The 15,998-nt window shown below is 68.9% G+C and carries 11 protein-coding genes; 6 read left to right on the top strand and 5 right to left on the bottom strand.

Features of this window, described 5'->3' with window-relative positions:
• Positions 1–200: 200 nt before the first annotated feature.
• A complete protein-coding gene (locus EPN98_RS02085) occupies positions 201–1,493 on the bottom strand; it encodes an amidohydrolase (protein ID WP_293359613.1) in 1,293 nt (430 codons plus the stop codon).
• Positions 1,494–1,504: 11 nt separating this feature from the next.
• Positions 1,505–2,629, bottom strand: a complete 1,125-nt coding sequence (locus EPN98_RS02090) for an anhydro-N-acetylmuramic acid kinase (protein WP_293359616.1) — start codon at positions 2,627–2,629, stop codon at positions 1,505–1,507.
• A gap of 254 nt (positions 2,630–2,883) precedes the next feature.
• On the opposite strand from EPN98_RS02090, the gene tyrS reads away from it, so the two are divergent.
• The 4 genes from tyrS to EPN98_RS02110 all read left to right on the top strand — a co-directional run bounded on the left by tyrS (position 2,884) and on the right by EPN98_RS02110 (position 6,352).
• Positions 2,884–4,140: a tyrosine--tRNA ligase gene (gene tyrS, locus EPN98_RS02095; protein ID WP_293359619.1), complete on the top strand. Its 1,257-nt coding sequence runs from the start codon at positions 2,884–2,886 to the stop codon at positions 4,138–4,140.
• A gap of 49 nt (positions 4,141–4,189) precedes the next feature.
• A complete protein-coding gene (locus tag EPN98_RS02100; protein ID WP_293359622.1) occupies positions 4,190–4,651 on the top strand; it encodes a peroxiredoxin in 462 nt (153 codons plus the stop codon).
• Positions 4,652–4,791: 140 nt separating this feature from the next.
• A complete protein-coding gene (locus tag EPN98_RS02105; RefSeq protein ID WP_293359625.1) occupies positions 4,792–5,949 on the top strand; it encodes a M23 family metallopeptidase in 1,158 nt (385 codons plus the stop codon).
• On the top strand, positions 5,930–6,352 hold the full coding sequence (locus EPN98_RS02110) for a polymer-forming cytoskeletal protein (protein ID WP_293359628.1): 423 nt from the start codon (positions 5,930–5,932) through the stop codon (positions 6,350–6,352). The genes EPN98_RS02105 and EPN98_RS02110 overlap by 20 nt, the downstream gene beginning before the upstream one ends.
• Here EPN98_RS02110 and prfB read toward each other — a convergent pair.
• The 3 genes from prfB to EPN98_RS02125 all read right to left on the bottom strand — a co-directional run bounded on the left by prfB (position 6,353) and on the right by EPN98_RS02125 (position 11,419).
• Positions 6,353–7,463 (bottom strand): peptide chain release factor 2 gene (gene prfB / locus EPN98_RS02115; RefSeq protein ID WP_293359631.1). Its coding sequence is split into 2 segments (ribosomal slippage): positions 6,353–7,393 and positions 7,395–7,463, totalling 1,110 coding nucleotides; the frame shifts between segments, so codons are not numbered across the junction.
• 203 nt (positions 7,464–7,666) lie between these two features.
• A complete protein-coding gene (locus tag EPN98_RS02120; RefSeq protein WP_366558449.1) occupies positions 7,667–10,117 on the bottom strand; it encodes a penicillin-binding protein 1A in 2,451 nt (816 codons plus the stop codon).
• An 81-nt stretch (positions 10,118–10,198) separates the two neighbouring features.
• Positions 10,199–11,419, bottom strand: coding sequence for an N-acetylmuramoyl-L-alanine amidase (locus EPN98_RS02125; RefSeq protein ID WP_293359633.1), 1,221 nt, complete (start codon positions 11,417–11,419; stop codon positions 10,199–10,201).
• Positions 11,420–11,868: 449 nt separating this feature from the next.
• Here EPN98_RS02125 and EPN98_RS02130 point away from each other — a divergent pair, with 449 nt between their 5' ends.
• Positions 11,869–14,547: a ribonuclease E/G gene (locus EPN98_RS02130; protein ID WP_293359635.1), complete on the top strand. Its 2,679-nt coding sequence runs from the start codon at positions 11,869–11,871 to the stop codon at positions 14,545–14,547.
• 51 nt (positions 14,548–14,598) lie between these two features.
• On the top strand, positions 14,599–15,987 hold the full coding sequence (locus EPN98_RS02135; protein ID WP_293359637.1) for a M48 family metalloprotease: 1,389 nt from the start codon (positions 14,599–14,601) through the stop codon (positions 15,985–15,987).
• Positions 15,988–15,998 lie beyond the last annotated feature (11 nt).

The raw sequence follows: 15,998 nt of genomic DNA on the forward strand, positions 1-15,998 counted from the left end.
CGGCGTTCAGCGTGCCGAACATCCGTTTGACCGACAAGTATGACCTTGGGTCACTTTTCCCTCCCCTTCATGGGGAGGGTGGCGAGGCGAAGCCGAGACGGGTGGGCAAGTCACGATCCTCCCCAACATCAGCACTCCGGCCTCCACTTCCCCACCCTGACCGCCGCGCGGTCTGTCCCTCCCCATGAAGGGGAGGGAAATCACCTCTTGCGGCTGGCGAGGTAGTCCAGCGCGGTCAGGGCCTGGGCCCGGACACCGACCTCCAGGGCGCCTTCGTCCATCACATTGAAGAACGGCGAGTGGTTCACGCCCTTGGGGAAGCCGATGCCAAGATCGTAGAACACGCCCGGGACCTTCAACTGGTAGTACGAGAAGTCCTCGGCGCCGGTGATGAAGTCGATGTCGTCCTTGATCCGGCCCTTGGCTGCGCGGCTGAGGGTAGGCTTCATCTTCGCCGTCAGCGCCGGGTCGTTGCTGGTCACCGGATTGGGATTGCCCCATTCCATCCGGCCCGAGCCGCCGTAGCGGGCGGCGATGCTCTCCACGGCCTTCTCGGCGCGGGCGATGATGTCCTTGCGCAGCTCGGGATCGAAGGTGCGCAGCGTTCCCGACAGCTCAAAGTCGTCAGGAATGATGTTGTAGCGGACTCCGCCGTGCACCGTGGCCACCGTCAGGATGGTGGGCGTGCGCGTGACGTTGATCTGGCGCGCGGCGATCTGGTTGAAGGCCAGCACGATCTCAGCCTGCATCGAGGCGATGTCGATGCCGGACCAGGGATTGGCGCCGTGGGTCTGCCGGCCCTTCAGCTTGATCTGCCAGCGGTCCGACGCCGCCATCATCGGGCCCGGCCGCCACATGAGGGAGCCCGGCTCGCCGGGCACCACGTGCAGGCCGAAGACGGCGTCGACTTTCGGATTGTCGAGGGCGCCCTCCTTGATCATCAGCGGGGCGCCGCCCTCCTCGCCGACCGGCGGGCCCTCCTCGGCGGGCTGGAAGAGGAAGACCACTGTCCCGGGGATCTGGTCCTTCATCTTGGCGAGCACTTCGGCCGCGCCCATCAGAATCGCGACGTGCGCGTCATGGCCGCAGGCGTGCGCCACCGAGACGGTCGCGCCGTTGTAGGTCGCGGTGACCTTGGAGGCGAAGGGGACGCCCGTGTCCTCCTTCACCGGCAGCCCGTCCATGTCGGCGCGAAGGGCCACCACGCCGCCGGGCTTGCCGCCCTTCAGGACGCCCACAACGCCAGTCTTGGCGACACCGGTGCGCACCTCGATCCCCAGGCTGCGCAGGTGGTCGGCGACCAGCTTTGCGGTCCGCACCTCGCTGTTGCCCAACTCGGGGTGCTCGTGGATATCGCGCCGCCACGCGACGACCTTGGGCTGCAGCGCCTTGGCCGCGTCGAACACGGGCTTGTCGAACGACTGCGCGCCCGCGGGCGCCGCAGCGGCCATCGCTACGACGGCGACCGCCGCCATCCACATTCGCTTGCCCATGGTCTTGCCCCTCAAGGTCTGATGATGCGCCCGCCGGTCGTGGGGCTGGCCACGCCGGTGGTGTTCGGGAAGGTGATCGGAAGGCCGCGCTTCACACGGGCGCCCAGGAAGGCGAAAGCCTCGGCCTCGAGGGCGTCGCCGCGCCAGCCATGGTCTTCGGCCGGCCGCACGGGGGCCGACAGGCGCTCGGCCAGCGCCTGCATGATCTCGGGATTGTGGCGACCGCCGCCGGTGACGATCACCTCGTTCGGCTGTGCGCCCAGCGCCTCAACACCCAGCCTCACCGCCTCGGCCGTGAAGGCGACCAAGGTGGCCGCGGCGTCCTCGAGCTGCAGCGCCTCCAGCGGCTCCAAGGAGAAGTCGTGCCGGTCCAGCGACTTCGGCGGCGGCCCCTGGAAATAGGGATGCGCCAGCAGCGCGCGGACCACGCCCTCGTCGGCGCGCCCCACGCTGGCGTACTTGCCGCCGGCGTCGTATCGCCCGGCCCCGCGCGCCTGGACCAGCAGGTCGAGCATGCCGTTGCCAGGGCCTGTATCGAAGGCGGTGAAGTCGTCGCCGCCGGCCCACCAGGTCAAGTTGGCCACGCCGCCGATGTTCAGCACCGCCAGCGGCGGCGCCAGTTTCGAGTGCCTGGCCCGCGCCACGTGATAGGCGGCCGCGAGGGGCGCGCCCTCACCGCCCGCCGCCACGTCGGCCGTTCGGAAATCGCAGGCCACAGGCCGGCCGCAGAGCTTGGCCAGCAGCCCGGCGTCGCCCAGTTGCACCGTGCGACCGACGACGCCGTCCCGGGGTCGCTCATGCAGCACGGTCTGGCCGTGCATGGCCACGAGGTCGAGGTCGGGCCAGGCCAGCCCGCTCTCCTGCAGGAAGGCCTCGGCGGCCGCGAAATGCTCCTCGGCCACCATTTCGGCCGCGTGATGGAAGATCGGCGGCTCGGGCGCGCCGCGCTCCCAGGCCAGCGCCTGGCGGGTGGCGGCCATCACGACGTCGCGCGTGGCGTCGGTCAGCTTGCGTTCGCCGGCCGGTCCGAACTCGAAAATCGTCTCGCCGTCGGTGTCGAGCACGGCCATGTCGACCGCGTCGAGCGACGTCCCCGTCATGAATCCCAGCACGAGCATGGCCAACTTGACTGCCATGTCCGCGAACCGCTAGCTAGCCCGCGATGATCGGACCTGCCGCCCGCACTGGCCGCTATTACCGCCTGCCCCTCTAGCAGGCGTCCGATCACACGCGCCTGCCCCTCCGGCCGGCGCTCCTTCCCCAAATCGAAGACCGCCGGCCTCCCTCAAGTCACCCGGAGCCTGCCATGTCCCTCGATATTGCGTCCCTCGCTGTGCTAGAGCGCCCCGCGCCTGGCCCTGAAGCGGCCGACCATGAGATTCCAACTGCGATGACCGATACCGCGTTCAAGTCCGATTTCCTGAAGGTTCTGCAGGAGCGCGGCTACATTCATCAGATCACCCATCCGGCCGAGTTGGACGAACTGGCCGCGAACGGCGTCGTCACCGCCTACATCGGGTTCGACGCCACGGCGCCGTCGCTGCACGTGGGCTCTCTGATCCAGATCATGATGTTGAAGCGCCTGCAGGAGACCGGTCACAAGCCGATCGTGCTGATGGGCGGCGGCACCACCAAGATCGGCGACCCGACCGACAAGGACCAGTCGCGCCCCCTGCTCACCGAAGCCCAGATCCAGGCCAACATCGCCTCGATCAAGACGGTGTTCGCGAAGTTCCTCCGTTTCGGCGACGGCCCCACCGACGCGGTGATGGTCGACAACGACGCGTGGCTGTCGAAGTTCGGCTACGTCGAGTTCCTGCGCGACTACGGCGTGCACTTCACCGTCAACCGCATGCTGGCGTTCGACAGCGTCAAGGCCCGGCTTGAGCGCGAGCAGCCGATGACGTTCCTCGAGTTCAACTACATGCTGATGCAGTCGGTGGACTTCCTGGAACTGGCCCGCAAGTTCGGCTGCGTGCTGCAGATGGGCGGCTCGGACCAGTGGGGCAACATCGTCAACGGCGTGGAGCTGATCCGCCGCGTCGAGGGCAAGCCCTCATTCGGCCTGACCACGCCGCTGCTGTCGACCGCGTCGGGCCAGAAGATGGGCAAGACGGTGGGCGGGGCCGTGTGGCTGAACGCCGACATGCGCAGCCCCTACGACTACTGGCAGTTCTGGCGGAACACCGAGGACGCCGACGTGGGCCGCTTCATGCGCCTGTTCACCGACCTGCCGCTCGACGAGATCGCCCGCCTGGAGAAGCTGCCGGGCGCCGAGATCAACGAGGCCAAGAAGGTGCTGGCCAACGCCGCCACCACGATGCTGCACGGCGCGGCCGAGGCCGAGAAGGCGGCGGCTGCGGCCCAAGCGGCCTTCGAACAGGGCGGCCTCTCTGCCGACCTTCCCACCGTCGAAGTGGCGGCCGGGTTGCTCGAAGCCGGCGTTCAGCTCGCCGACCTGACGGTCACGGCCGGATTGGCCGGCTCCAAGGGTGAGGCCCGTCGTCTCGCCCAGGGCGGCGGTCTGCGTGTGAACGACAAGGCCGAGCCGGACGCAAACCGCGCGATCACGTCGGCCGATCTGGCGGATGGCGTGGTGAAGCTGTCGGCCGGCAAGAAGAAGATCGTACTGGTGAAGCCCGTCTAAACCCCCTGCCCCGCGGCCGGCCCTCCGGCCGCGGTCCTGGAGTTCTGCAATGACCGATGTCTTCGAAGGGGCCGCCGCGCCCGACTTCAACCTCGAGACCCCGGATGGCCCGGTGCGCCTGGCCGACTTCGCCGGAAAGACGGTGGTGCTCTATTTCTACCCCAAGGACGACACCTCGGGCTGCACCAAGGAAGCCCAGGACTTCACCGCGCTGGCTCCCGAGTTCGCCAAGGCGGGTGTCACCGTCGTCGGCGTGTCGAAGGACAGCGTCGCCTCGCACAAGAAGTTCGCCGCCAAGTACGATCTGGGCGTCAAGCTGGGGTCGGACCCCGAGGGCGCGGTGATCGAGGCGTACGGCTCATGGGTCGAAAAGAGCCTCTACGGCCGCAAGTACATGGGCATTGATCGCTCCACCTTCCTGATCCGGGACGGCAAGGTCGCGAAGATCTGGCGCAAGGTCCGCGTGCCCAACCACGCGCAACAGGTCCTCGATGCCGCGAAAGCGCTCTGAAGCTTGGCTGTAACCGATAAACGATATTCACCTGCGGCCGCTGGTCGCTTTGGGGTCAATTGGGCCCTTAACCACCTTGCCTGCCCGGAAAAAGTCATCGCATATCCCGGGCACCGAGGGATGGGGACTCCGGCGGCAGTATGAAGAAGAGCTTCACGCAGCTTCGGCGCTCGCTCGTAGAGCTATTTCCTGAGCGGCACCTCTACGTCCGCTCAGGCGGGGCCATGAAGGCCTTCGTTCTCACCACCAAGAAGCAGATGGTCCTGGCTGGCGGCGTGGCCGCGAGCGCCCTCTGGATGGGCGTCTGCACGGCCGCGATGCTGGTCAATCTGATGTCGGCGTCGTCCGCCGACCGCGAGATCGCAAAGCTAAAATCCCAGTCCGAGCGCTATGTCGCCGACCGCCAGGCGCGACTGGACAGCGCCATGGCGCGCCTCAACGCCGCGAACGGCTCGAACACCGACATGGCCGCCTCGATGGAAAAGCGGCACGCGGCGCTGGCCCTGCTGCTCACCGACATGAAGGGCGCGCCCGGCGCGGCCGAGGCGCTGACGCCGGCCATCACCCGCGCCCTGGCCCAGGCTGACGCCAGCCCGGTTCGCCGGGTGGAACAGGTCCGCATCGGCCAGGAGCAGCTGCTCGAAGCCGCCGACTCCTTCGCCAAGAGCCGCGCCGACCGGCTGCGCATCGCCTTCCGCATGGCCGGCCTGTCGCCATCGGCGTTCGTCGACCGCGGCGCGGCGCTGGGCGGCCCGCTGATCGAGTCGAAAGACCCCCGCGCGTTGGCCGCGGTTCTGGACGTGGATGAGGACTTCGCCGCCAGGATTCACCGCGCCGCGCGCGACCTGAACGAAGCCGAGTCCCTGGCCGAGGCGGTCGACGACCTGCCGCTGGCCCGACCCACCGCCGGCGGCCCGCAGACCAGCGGCTTCGGCGTGCGCTTCGACCCGTTCACCCGCCGGCCGGCCTATCACTCGGGGCTGGACTTCTCGGGCGCCCACGCCACGCCGATCTACGCCACCGGTCCTGGCGTAGTGTCCTACGTCGGCCGTCGCTCAGGCTATGGCAACGTCGTCGAGATCGATCACGGCCGCGGCCTGAAGACCCGCTACGCCCACCTCTCCGGCTTCGCCGTCAGCCCCGGCCAGCGCATCGGCGTCGGCCAGCGCATCGCGGCGATGGGATCGACCGGGCGATCCACTGGGACCCACCTCCACTATGAGGTATGGGTGAACGGTCGGGCCCAGAACCCGGGCCGTTTCCTCAAGGCCGGGCAGTATGTTCTCCAGAACGACTAAGGACGCCGCTCCGGAAGCGCCGTCGCAACCGCGCAAACTATCGGCCGCCTCGCTGGTCGCCGAAGACGTCCGCATCGCGGGCAATCTCGAAACCGCCGGCGACCTGCACCTGGACGGCGCGGTCGATGGCGACCTGCGCGTGGGCATGCTGGTGATCGGCGAGACGGGGAGCGTCTCGGGGGCGATCCACGCCGACGCCGTCGAGGTGCGCGGGCGCGTCACGGGCGTGATCTGCGCGCGCCGCGTCAAGCTGTGGTCGACCGCCCGCGTGGACGGCGACATCAGCCACACCGAACTCTCCATCGAGGCCGGCGCCCACTTCGAGGGCCGCAGCCTGGCGCTGGTCCCGCCCGTCCAGCAGGCGCTGGAAGCCCCGAGCGCACTGAGCGTCGCGGCGGAGTAGCTACTCCCGCGTCGCCCCCACCCGCTGGGCCAGCGCGGCGCCCATGAACTGGTCCAGGTCGCCGTCGAGCACGCCTTGCGTGTCGCTCGTTTCCACCTCGGTGCGCAGGTCCTTCACCATCTGGTACGGCTGCAGGACGTAGCTGCGGATCTGGTGGCCCCAGCCGATGTCGGTCTTCTGGTCTTCCACCGCCTGCGCCGCGGCCTCGCGCTTGGCCAGTTCGGCTTCGTAGAGCCGCGCCTTCAGCTGTTTCCAGGCCTGATCGCGGTTCTGGTGCTGCGAGCGCTGATTCTGGCACGCCACGACGATGCCGGTCGGAATGTGGGTCAGGCGCACCGCCGAGTCGGTCTTGTTCACGTGCTGGCCGCCCGCGCCCGAGGCGCGGTAGGTGTCGGTGCGCACGTCGGACGGGTTGATCTCGATCTCGATGGTGTCGTCCACCACCGGATAGACCCAGACCGAGGCGAAGCTGGTATGGCGCTTGGCGGCGGCGTCGAACGGCGAGATGCGGACCAGACGGTGGACCCCGCCCTCGGTCTTCAGCCAGCCGTAGGCGTTCGTGCCCTTGATCTGCAGAGTGACCGACTTGATCCCGGCCTGTTCGCCCGAGGTCTCTTCCAGGAAGTCGACCTCCATGCCGTGGGCGTTGGCCCAGCGGGTGTACATGCGCAGCAGCATGCCGGCCCAGTCGTTGGACTCGGTGCCGCCGGCGCCGGAGTTGATTTCCACGAACGCATCGTTGCCGTCCGCCTCGCCCGAAAGCAGGGCTTCGAGTTCGGCGCGGCTGGCGCGTTCCTTGATCGCCTTCAGCTGGCCGATCGCCTCGGCGTAGCTGTCCTCGTCGCCCTCGTCCTCGGCCATCTCGGCATAGCCGATGGCGTCGGCGAGATCGCGCTCCAGCGACTTCACGGCCTCGACCTGGGCCGCCAGACGCGAGCGCTCGCGGCTCACCACCTGGGCCTCGGACGGCCGGTCCCACAGGCTCGGGTCTTCGACCCGGGCGTTCAGCTCATCGAGTTTTCGGAGGGCTGGTTCCCAGTCAAAGACGCCTCCTGAGCAGTTCGATCGACTGCTCGATGTCGGCCTTGGCGGCCTCGACATCCGCTCTCATGGAGAGACTCCCAAAACGTGAGCCGCGGGCTCTAGCCTGCGCTGCCCGTCAGCACAAGCGGCCCGCCGCCATCTTCGCCGCCCTAGGCGCCTCATGGTTCAACCGCCGAGAACGCAGAGTTTCGAGGAGCGGCCATGCGCTCTGGGTCTCTCTCTGCGTGTCTCCGCGAGCTCTGCGGTTTCGATAGCGACGCTCACGCGACCTCAGAACAAGTCGGACAGGTCGTCCTTCTTCTTCGGCGGCGGCGGGGGCGGCGCGACCGCCGCCGCAGCATTGGGCGCGCCCGTGACCTGACCGTTGCCGAACACCTTGTCGTAGGGCTGCGGACCCGAGGGCGTCCCGGCTGCGCCCAGCCCCACGGTCGAGGCCGCCGGCTCGGTGCCCGGCCGGAAAGCCTCGCGGATGCCCCGGATCGAGGCGTACTTGGCGTTCGACGGCGCCTTGAACGGCTCGGCCGGTTTGTCCTTCAGCGCCTCGGTCATGAACTCGGTGAAGATCGGCACGGCGGCGACGCTGCCGGTCTCGTTGTTCCCCAGGCTGCGGTTGTCGTCGAAGCCGATGTAGACGCCCACGACCAGGTGCGGCGAGAAGCCCATGAACCAGGCCGAACGGTAGTCGTTGGTGGTGCCCGTCTTGCCGCCCAGGGGCTTGCCGATGGACGAGGCCTGGGTGGCGGTGCCGCGCAGCACGACGCCTTCCAGGAACGAGGTGATCTGATAGGCGGTGATGGGGTCCATTACCTGCTCGCCGCCCCGCGGGATTCGCGGGCTCTCGGCGCCGGTAAAGCCGCTGGTGCAGCGGTCGCACTCGCGGCGATCGGCGCGCCAGATGACCTTGCCGTTGCGGTCCTCGACCACCTCGATCAGGTGAGGCTGCACCATCTTGCCGCCATTGACGAACGTCGAGTACGCGCCGGCCATCCGGTAGACCGTGGTCTCGCCCGACCCCAGGGCCATCGCCAGGACCTTGTCCATCTTCTTGGTCACGCCCATCCGGATCGCCAGATCCGAGATCTTGGTCATGCCGACGCTCTGGGCCAGGCGCACGGTCATGGTATTGCGCGAAAGCTCGAGGCCCCGGCGCAGGGTCAGGGCGCCGTAGTAGTCGCGGCTGTAGTTCTCGGGGCTCCAGGACTGACCGCCAAAGCCCTTCAGGGTGATCGGCGCGTCCATCACGGTGCTGGCCGGCGTGTAGCCGCTCTCCAGCGCCGCGGCATAGACGATCGGCTTGAACGACGAGCCGGGCTGGCGCAACGCCTGCGTGGCCCGATTGAAGCTGGACAGGGAGAACGAGTAGCCGCCGACCATCGAGACGACGCGGCCGGAATAGGGCTCCATCGCCACCAGCGCGCCGTTCACCGCCGGCACCTGCTTCAGCCGCCACGGTGCCCCGTTCTTGGCAGGCTCGACAAAGACCAGGTCGCCGACGCCGATGCCCTTACCGGCCCGCGCCCAGCTGATGTCCTGGCCCGCGATCTGTCCTTCGTCGCCCTCGATCGTGCGCACCCGCACGGCGCCGCCAGCGACGCTGACGACCACCGAGCGCTTCCAGTCCTGGCGCTCGCGCGGCTTGGTGGTCTTGCGCGCGACGTCTTCCCAGCCGTCGAGGGTGGTGACGTGGCCGAAGGCGCCGCGCCAGCCATGGCGGCGATCGTACGTCTCGAGCCCGTTCATCAGCGCCTGCTTGGCCGCGCTCTGCAGGCGCGGGTCCAGCGTGGTGCGCATGTAGTAACCGCCGGCGTTCAATCGCTCGTCGCCCAACTCTTCCATGTTGAGGGCGATGCGGCGCACCTCCTCCACGAAGTAGTCAGCGTCGCGGTATTGCGAGCGCGACGGGGCCTGCTGAACGGTCAGCGGCTCCTTCATCGCCGCGTCGGCCTCGGCGCGGGTCACCCACCCCAGGTCGGCCATCTGGTCGATCACCCAGTTGCGGCGCCCGATGGCGGCCGCCGTGCGCCGGATCGGATGGTAGTTGTCCGGGCCCTTGGGCAGCGCGGCCAGATAGGCGCTCTCGGCCAGGGTGAGCTCGCTCAGCGACTTGCCGAAGTAGTTGTAGGCGGCCGCGCCCACGCCGTACGACCGATAGCCCAGCCAGATCTCGTTCATGTACAGCTCGAGGATCCGCTCCTTTGAGAGCGTCTGCTCGAGCTGAGAGGCCAGGATCGCCTCCTTCAGCTTGCGTCCGATGGTCTGGTCGCTGGTCAGCAGGATGTTCTTGGCGACCTGCTGGGTGATGGTCGAACCGCCCTCCAGCCGCCGGCCCTGGGCCAGGTTGATGACGTTCTTGGCCATGGCGCGGCCGAAACCGCCCACGTCGACGCCGCCGTGCTTGAAGAAGCCGTGATCCTCGGCCGCCAGGAACGCCTGGGCCGTCTGGGCCGGAATGGCCTCGTAGGGCACGAAAATGCGGCGTTCACGCGAGAACTCGCCGATCAGGGTGCCGTCCCAGGCATAGGCCCGGGTGGCGGTGGGCGGGTGATAGTCCACGAGGTCGCCCGCATCGGGCATGTCGTGGAACAGCCAGGCCGCGTAGACGCCCATGGCCACGGCGGCGACGGCGATGAAGCTCAGCACCGCAATGCCGGCGATGCCAAACCACCGCGGGGGGCTGGCCCGCTCGGGCTTCGGCCGTTCCGGACTGCTGGGGGACGTCAAAACTGGGATCGGGCTCTTGGCGCTAGACCTGTCGTCTAGCCTGTGTCGCCGCGGGCGCCAACGGCCGGGCGACGATCCGCGTCAGCGCGACGCGACCTTCATCGGTTCGCCGAAGTGCGTGTCGATGGCCTGAGCCACGGCGCGCATCAACCGGGTGCGCGCCGCCGGATCGCGAAGCCGGGCCTCGTCCTCGGGGTTGTTGACGAAGCCCATCTCGAGCAGCACGGCGGGCACGTCGGGGGCCAGCAACACCATGAAGCCGGCGTCGCGGTGGCTGCGACGAAGCATCGGCGCCTTGCCCTCGATGTTGGCCACCAGGGTCTGGGCGAACACGGCCGAGCGGTTGCGCGTGGCCCGCTGCGTCAGGTCGAAAAGGATGTCGCGCACACCCTGGTCGCCGGCCAGGCTGGCCTTCATGAACCAGTCGTCGCGGCTGACGAACCTGGTGGCGCGCGACGAGGCTTTGTCCGACAGCGTGTAGACCGAGGCGCCCTTGAGGTTGGTCTCGGGCGCCGAGTCCGAATGCAGCGAGATGAACAGATCGGCGTTTGCGCGCTGCGCCACGCGCACGCGGGTCTCCAGCGGCACGTAGACGTCGGTGGAACGGGTCAGCACGACCTTGTATCGGCCCGAGCGGCCCAGTTGGTCGGCCAGGGTCAGGGCGGCGGCGAGATTCACGTCCTTCTCGTAGCCCATGACGCCCTGGGCCCCGGCGTCGCGGCCTCCATGGCCGGCGTCGATAACCACCACCTTCTTGAGCGGCAGCGCGGGCTTCTTCACCGGCAGGAACTGGGCGCGGATCTGCGGCGCCGGCTGGAAGGTGTTGGGCGCAGAGGTCATCACGGCGCCCGGCGCGACGGGAACGGCCGACGCCACATCGATGACATAGCGATAGCTGGTGACGCCGTCTGCGGGCGGCAGCAGGAAGCGGCGCTTGACCTTCGCGGGCCCGGCCAGGTCCATCTGGAGCAGCGCCCCGCCCTGCCCCTTTTCGACCGTCCAGGCCTTGACCACGCCACGGCCGGCGCCCTGTTGGGCCACCACGGTGTCGACACCGTTCAGCAGTACGGCCACCCGCCGGTCTGCGGAACCATCGGACAGCACCTTGGCGCTGGCGGCGCCGTCGAGCTCGATGACGAGGCGGGTTTCGCGGGCGTCTCCGCCCATGCGGACCTTGAGCAGCCCGACGTTCTCGGTCGCGGCGTGGCCGACGGCGAAGGCGGCGAGACCCACGGCCACGACGGCGCCGGCGACCAGCGCCCGCCCCCGCGTCCGACCCGTCTCGCTCTTGTTGCCCCGCACCGTCCTAAAGCCTCGAAAAAACGAAGATTCGCAGAAAGCGATCGCAGACGCCATATAGGGGCGCGGCCCGTGGACAAAGGGTTAACGAGGTGTTGCGGCTCCGCACGCCTCTTCTCTCCCATAACGCGAGCACTGGCTTTCCTTTTGACGCCCAGTGTTGCAATGTCCGGCCGCGCCGCGCCGGAGCGCCCGTATCGGGCCCGAACGCGACGCGCCATAACCAACCGGCGTCGGCTCTGGCCGTGTACTCGGCAGCGACGCCCCCTCCGATCCGCGCCCCTCGGGACACGGCCTAGGAACACACCCGATGAGCTGCGCAGCTCGAGCCACATTTGGCCCCAAGGCCGACCGAGACGCCGTTTCCGGCGCGCTCGCAGGTCACGCGCGCGCTCGTCCCATTTGCCGGCAGCGCCGGGCCTCATACGCCCCCGCGCGCCGCGGAGAGACTTATGCCCAAGACGATGTTGATCGACGCAGCCCACGCGGAAGAGACGCGTGTGGTGGTCGTCGACGGGAACCGCGTTGAAGAGTTCGATTTCGAAAGCCAGAACAGAAAGCAGCTTCGAGGGAACATCTACCTCGCCAAGGTGACGCGCGTTGAGCCGTCCCTGCAGGCGGCTTTCGTCGAGTATGGCGGAAACCGCCACGGCTTCCTGGCCTTCAACGAAATCCACCCCGACTACTACCAGATCCCCCTCGCCGACCGCGAAGCTCTGCTGCGCGAAGAGGCCGAGGACCATGACGACGACGAGCGTCCCGCCCGTGGCCGCCGCGGCAGCCGCAATGGCGACGCCGAGGCCGAAGCCCACGGCGACGACGACGACGACACCGAAGCCCTCGGCTCGGACGACGACGACGACGTGATGGAAGAAGAGCTGGCGCGCCGCCGCCGCCGGCTGATGCGCCGCTACAAGATCCAGGAAGTGATCCGCCGGCGGCAGATCATGCTGGTGCAGGTCGTCAAGGAAGAGCGCGGCAACAAGGGCGCGGCCCTCACCACCTACCTGTCGCTGGCCGGCCGGTATGGCGTGTTGATGCCGAACACCGCCCGCGGGGGCGGCATCAGCCGCAAGATCGACACCGCCACCGACCGCAAGCGCCTGAAGGGCGTCGTCGCCAGCCTGGCCGTGCCGCAGGGCATGGGCCTGATCGTACGCACCGCCGGCGCCAAGCGCACCAAGGCCGAGATCAAGCGCGACTACGACTATCTGCTGCGCCTGTGGGAGAACATCCGCGAGACCACGCTGCACTCCATCGCGCCGGCGCTGATCTACGAGGAAGAAGACCTCGTGAAGCGCACGATCCGCGACCTCTATGACAAGGACATCGACGAGGTCTGGGTCGAGGGCGAGGCCGGCTACAAGGAAGCGCGTGACTTCATGCGCATGCTGATGCCGTCGCAGGCCAAGAAGGTGATGGCCTACCGCGAGCCGACGCCGCTGTTCGTCAAGCACCGGGTCGAGGACCACCTCAGCCAGATCTACTCGCCCACCGTGCCGCTGCGCTCCGGCGGCTACTTGGTGATCAACCAGACCGAAGCGCTGGTCGCCATCGACGTGAACTCGGGCCGCTCGACGCGTGAGCGCAACATCGAGGCCACGGCGCTCAAGACCAACCTGGAAGCGGCCGAAGAAGCCTGCCGCCAGCTGCGCCTCCGCGACCTCGCCGGCCTGATCGTCATCGACTTCATCGACATGGATGAATCGAAGAACAACCGCGCCGTTGAGAAGAAGCTGAAGGACGCGCTGAAGGACGATCGCGCCCGGGTCCAGATGGGCAAGATCAGCCCGTTCGGCCTGATGGAGATCAGCCGCCAGCGTCGCCGCACCGGCGTCCTGGAGGGCACCACCCACGTCTGCGAGCACTGCGCGGGCACCGGCCGGGTCCGCTCGGTCGAGTCGAGCGCGCTCGCCTCGCTGCGGGCGCTGGAGATCGAGGCCCTCAAGGGCGGCGGCGAGGCGGTCCTGCGGGTTCCGCGGGCCGTCGGCCTCTACATCCTCAACGAGAAGCGCGCGCATCTGGCGCGGCTGCATGCGGCGCTGGGCCTGTTCGTCACCGTCGTCATCGAAGATGAGATGTCGCACGCCGAGCACGTCATCGAGCGCACCTCGATGGAAACCCGGCCTGACCACGTCCCGCCCGCCGTCACCTCGGCCCAGGCCTACCAGCCGCTGACCGACGACGATGACTTCGACGACGAGGCGGTCGACGAGGACGAGGAAGAAGACGAGGACGACCTCGAGCGCGAGGATACCGACGACGATCAGGCTCATGCGCGCAATCCGCGCGAGGAGGTCGGCCGTGACGACGACGAAGGCGCCCGTCGCGGCCGTCGCCGCCGGCGTCGGGGTCGCCGCGATGGCGAAGATCGACCGGAACGCACCGGCGAGCCCCGCGGGGATCGCGAGCCTCGCCCGGCCCGCGCCGAGAGCGACGAGGACCGTGAAAGCCGCCGCCGCCGCCGTGGCCGCCGCGGCGGTCGCCGGTCGCGCGATGAGTCCCGTCCGGTCGACGCGTTCTCGTGGGTGCGCCCCTGGGTGCCCTACGGCGACGATCCCTTCGTCTGGTACGATCCCGCCGAGGACCTGAAGCCCATCGCCCCCTCCTCGACTGACCAGCCCCGCGCCGAGGCCGCTCCGGTCGCGGCCGAGGTCGCCGCCGTCGCGCCGCAGGTGAAGGCCCGCGCCGCGGACGAGGACGACATCTGGGTGGAGCTGCCCGAGGTCGAGGAAAAGCCCAAGCGCAGCCGCCGCAGCCGCAGCCGTGGCCGCGGACGCGGCGAGGAAGCTGTGGCCGACACCGCCGAGGCCGCGCCTGCGGCCGCGGAGCTGCCGTCGCCGCCCGAGCCCGAGCCTGAGGCCGAAGCCGTGGTCGTCGAGACCGTGGCCGAAGCGCCGCCGACCAAGCCGAAGCGTTCGCGCAGCCGCAAGGCCGCCGCTCCTGCTCCCGAGGCCGTCGCCGAGGCGCCTGCGCCGGAAGCGGTCGCTGAAGTGGTCGAGGTCGCTGCGCCCGCCGCGCCCGAGCCCACTCCGGAACCCGCGCCTGAGCCCACGCCCAAGGCGCCGGATCCGGCCGAGATCAGCGGCCCCGCGCCGACGCCGCGCAGAGGGTGGTGGCGACGCGGCTAACGGATTAGCATCCGGCCGGATCGGGGGGTGTCGGACTTAAGAGTGTCGAGCATGAATTCCCCTTTCCGGTCGGTTTCGCGTCTGGCGTTGACGGCGGCGCTCGCCGTCGGCTTCGCCATCGCGGCGAGCCCGGCTGCGGCCCAGTCGTTGATCCGTGACACCGAGATCGAGGAAATCCTGGCCCGGGACGCCGAGCCGATCCTGAAGGCGGCGGGCATCGACGCGAAGAGCGTCGAGATCGTCCTGATCGGCTCGAAGGAACTGAACGCCTTCGCCGGTCCGCGGGTGATGGGCTTCAACACCGGCCTGATCCTGGAGTCCGACGACCCCAACGAGCTGCAGGGCGTCATCGCCCACGAAGTCGGCCACCTCGCCGCCGGGCACTCCGCCCGGCGTGGCGAGATGAGCTCGGCGGGCATGAAGCCCTTCCTGCTGACCATGGGCCTGGGCGTCCTGGCCGCGCTCGCGGGCTCGCCCGAGGCGGCGGCGGGTCTGGCCGGGAGCGCCAGCTACTTCGGCACCCTGGGCGCTCTGGGCTACAGCCGCGAACAGGAAGGCCGCGCCGACCAGGCGGGCGCCGCCCTGCTCGACAAGGCCGGCCTGTCGGGCAAGGGCCTCGCCGAGTTCTTCGACAACTTCCGCTACCAGGAGGTCTTCGACGAGGCGCGGCGCTTCGCCTATTTCCGCAGCCACCCGATCTCGTCCGACCGGATCGAGTCCCTGCGCCGCAAGGTCGAGGTCCAGCCCAACTACAACAAGAAGGACAGCCCCGAGGCGATGGCCGAGCACGCCGTCATGAAGGCCAAGCTGGACGGCTTCCTCAACCCCGGCGTCGCGATCACCAAGTACGACGAGAAGGCCAAGGACTATCCTTCGCGCTACGCCCGGGCCATCGCCTATTACCAGCTGAAGGAGCCCGACCGGGCCCTGAAGCTGGTGGACGCGCTTCTGCAGGAGCAGCCGACCAACCCCTACCTCTGGGAGCTCAAGGGGCAGATCCTGTTCGAGTTCGGCCGGACCGAAGAGGCTGAGGCGCCCCAGCGCAAGTCGGTCGAGCTGAAGCCCGAGGCCCCGCTGCTGCGGGTCAACCTGGGCCAGACCCTGATCGCGCTCGACGACAAGAAGAAGGTGCTCGAGGGCGTGGGCGAGCTGAAGCGCGCCCTGACCCAGGAAGAAGACAACGCCGTGGCCTGGCGCCTGCTGGCCGAGGCGCACGACAAGCTGGGCGAGGACGGCCTCGCCCGTCTGGCCACCGCCGAATACAACTTCTACATCGGCGACAAGCGTCAGGCCCGCGTGTTCGCCATGCGCGCCCGCGAGATGCTGACCCGCGGCACGCCCGAGTGGCGGCGCGCCACCGACATCGTCCTGGTGGCCGAACCCACCCGCGAAGACCTGCGCGACCTGGCCCGCGAGGGCTCCGTCGCGAGCCGGCGTTGAGCGCCGCCCCC

The organism is Phenylobacterium sp. (genome assembly GCF_004299445.1).
GTDB lineage: Bacteria > Pseudomonadota > Alphaproteobacteria > Caulobacterales > Caulobacteraceae > Phenylobacterium.

Bases quoted from the DNA above. Each gene is read 5' to 3' on its own strand.
- EPN98_RS02100 (WP_293359622.1), top strand. From the start codon at position 4,190: ATGACCGATGTCTTCGAAGGGGCCGCCGCGCCCGACTTCAACCTCGAG.
- tyrS (WP_293359619.1), top strand. From the start codon at position 2,884: ATGACCGATACCGCGTTCAAGTCCGATTTCCTGAAGGTTCTGCAGGAG.
- EPN98_RS02130 (WP_293359635.1), top strand. From the start codon at position 11,869: ATGCCCAAGACGATGTTGATCGACGCAGCCCACGCGGAAGAGACGCGT.
- EPN98_RS02090 (WP_293359616.1), bottom strand. From the start codon at position 2,629: ATGGCAGTCAAGTTGGCCATGCTCGTGCTGGGATTCATGACGGGGACG.
- EPN98_RS02085 (WP_293359613.1), bottom strand. From the start codon at position 1,493: ATGGGCAAGCGAATGTGGATGGCGGCGGTCGCCGTCGTAGCGATGGCC.
- EPN98_RS02105 (WP_293359625.1), top strand. From the start codon at position 4,792: ATGAAGAAGAGCTTCACGCAGCTTCGGCGCTCGCTCGTAGAGCTATTT.
- EPN98_RS02110 (WP_293359628.1), top strand. From the start codon at position 5,930: ATGTTCTCCAGAACGACTAAGGACGCCGCTCCGGAAGCGCCGTCGCAA.
- EPN98_RS02135 (WP_293359637.1), top strand. From the start codon at position 14,599: ATGAATTCCCCTTTCCGGTCGGTTTCGCGTCTGGCGTTGACGGCGGCG.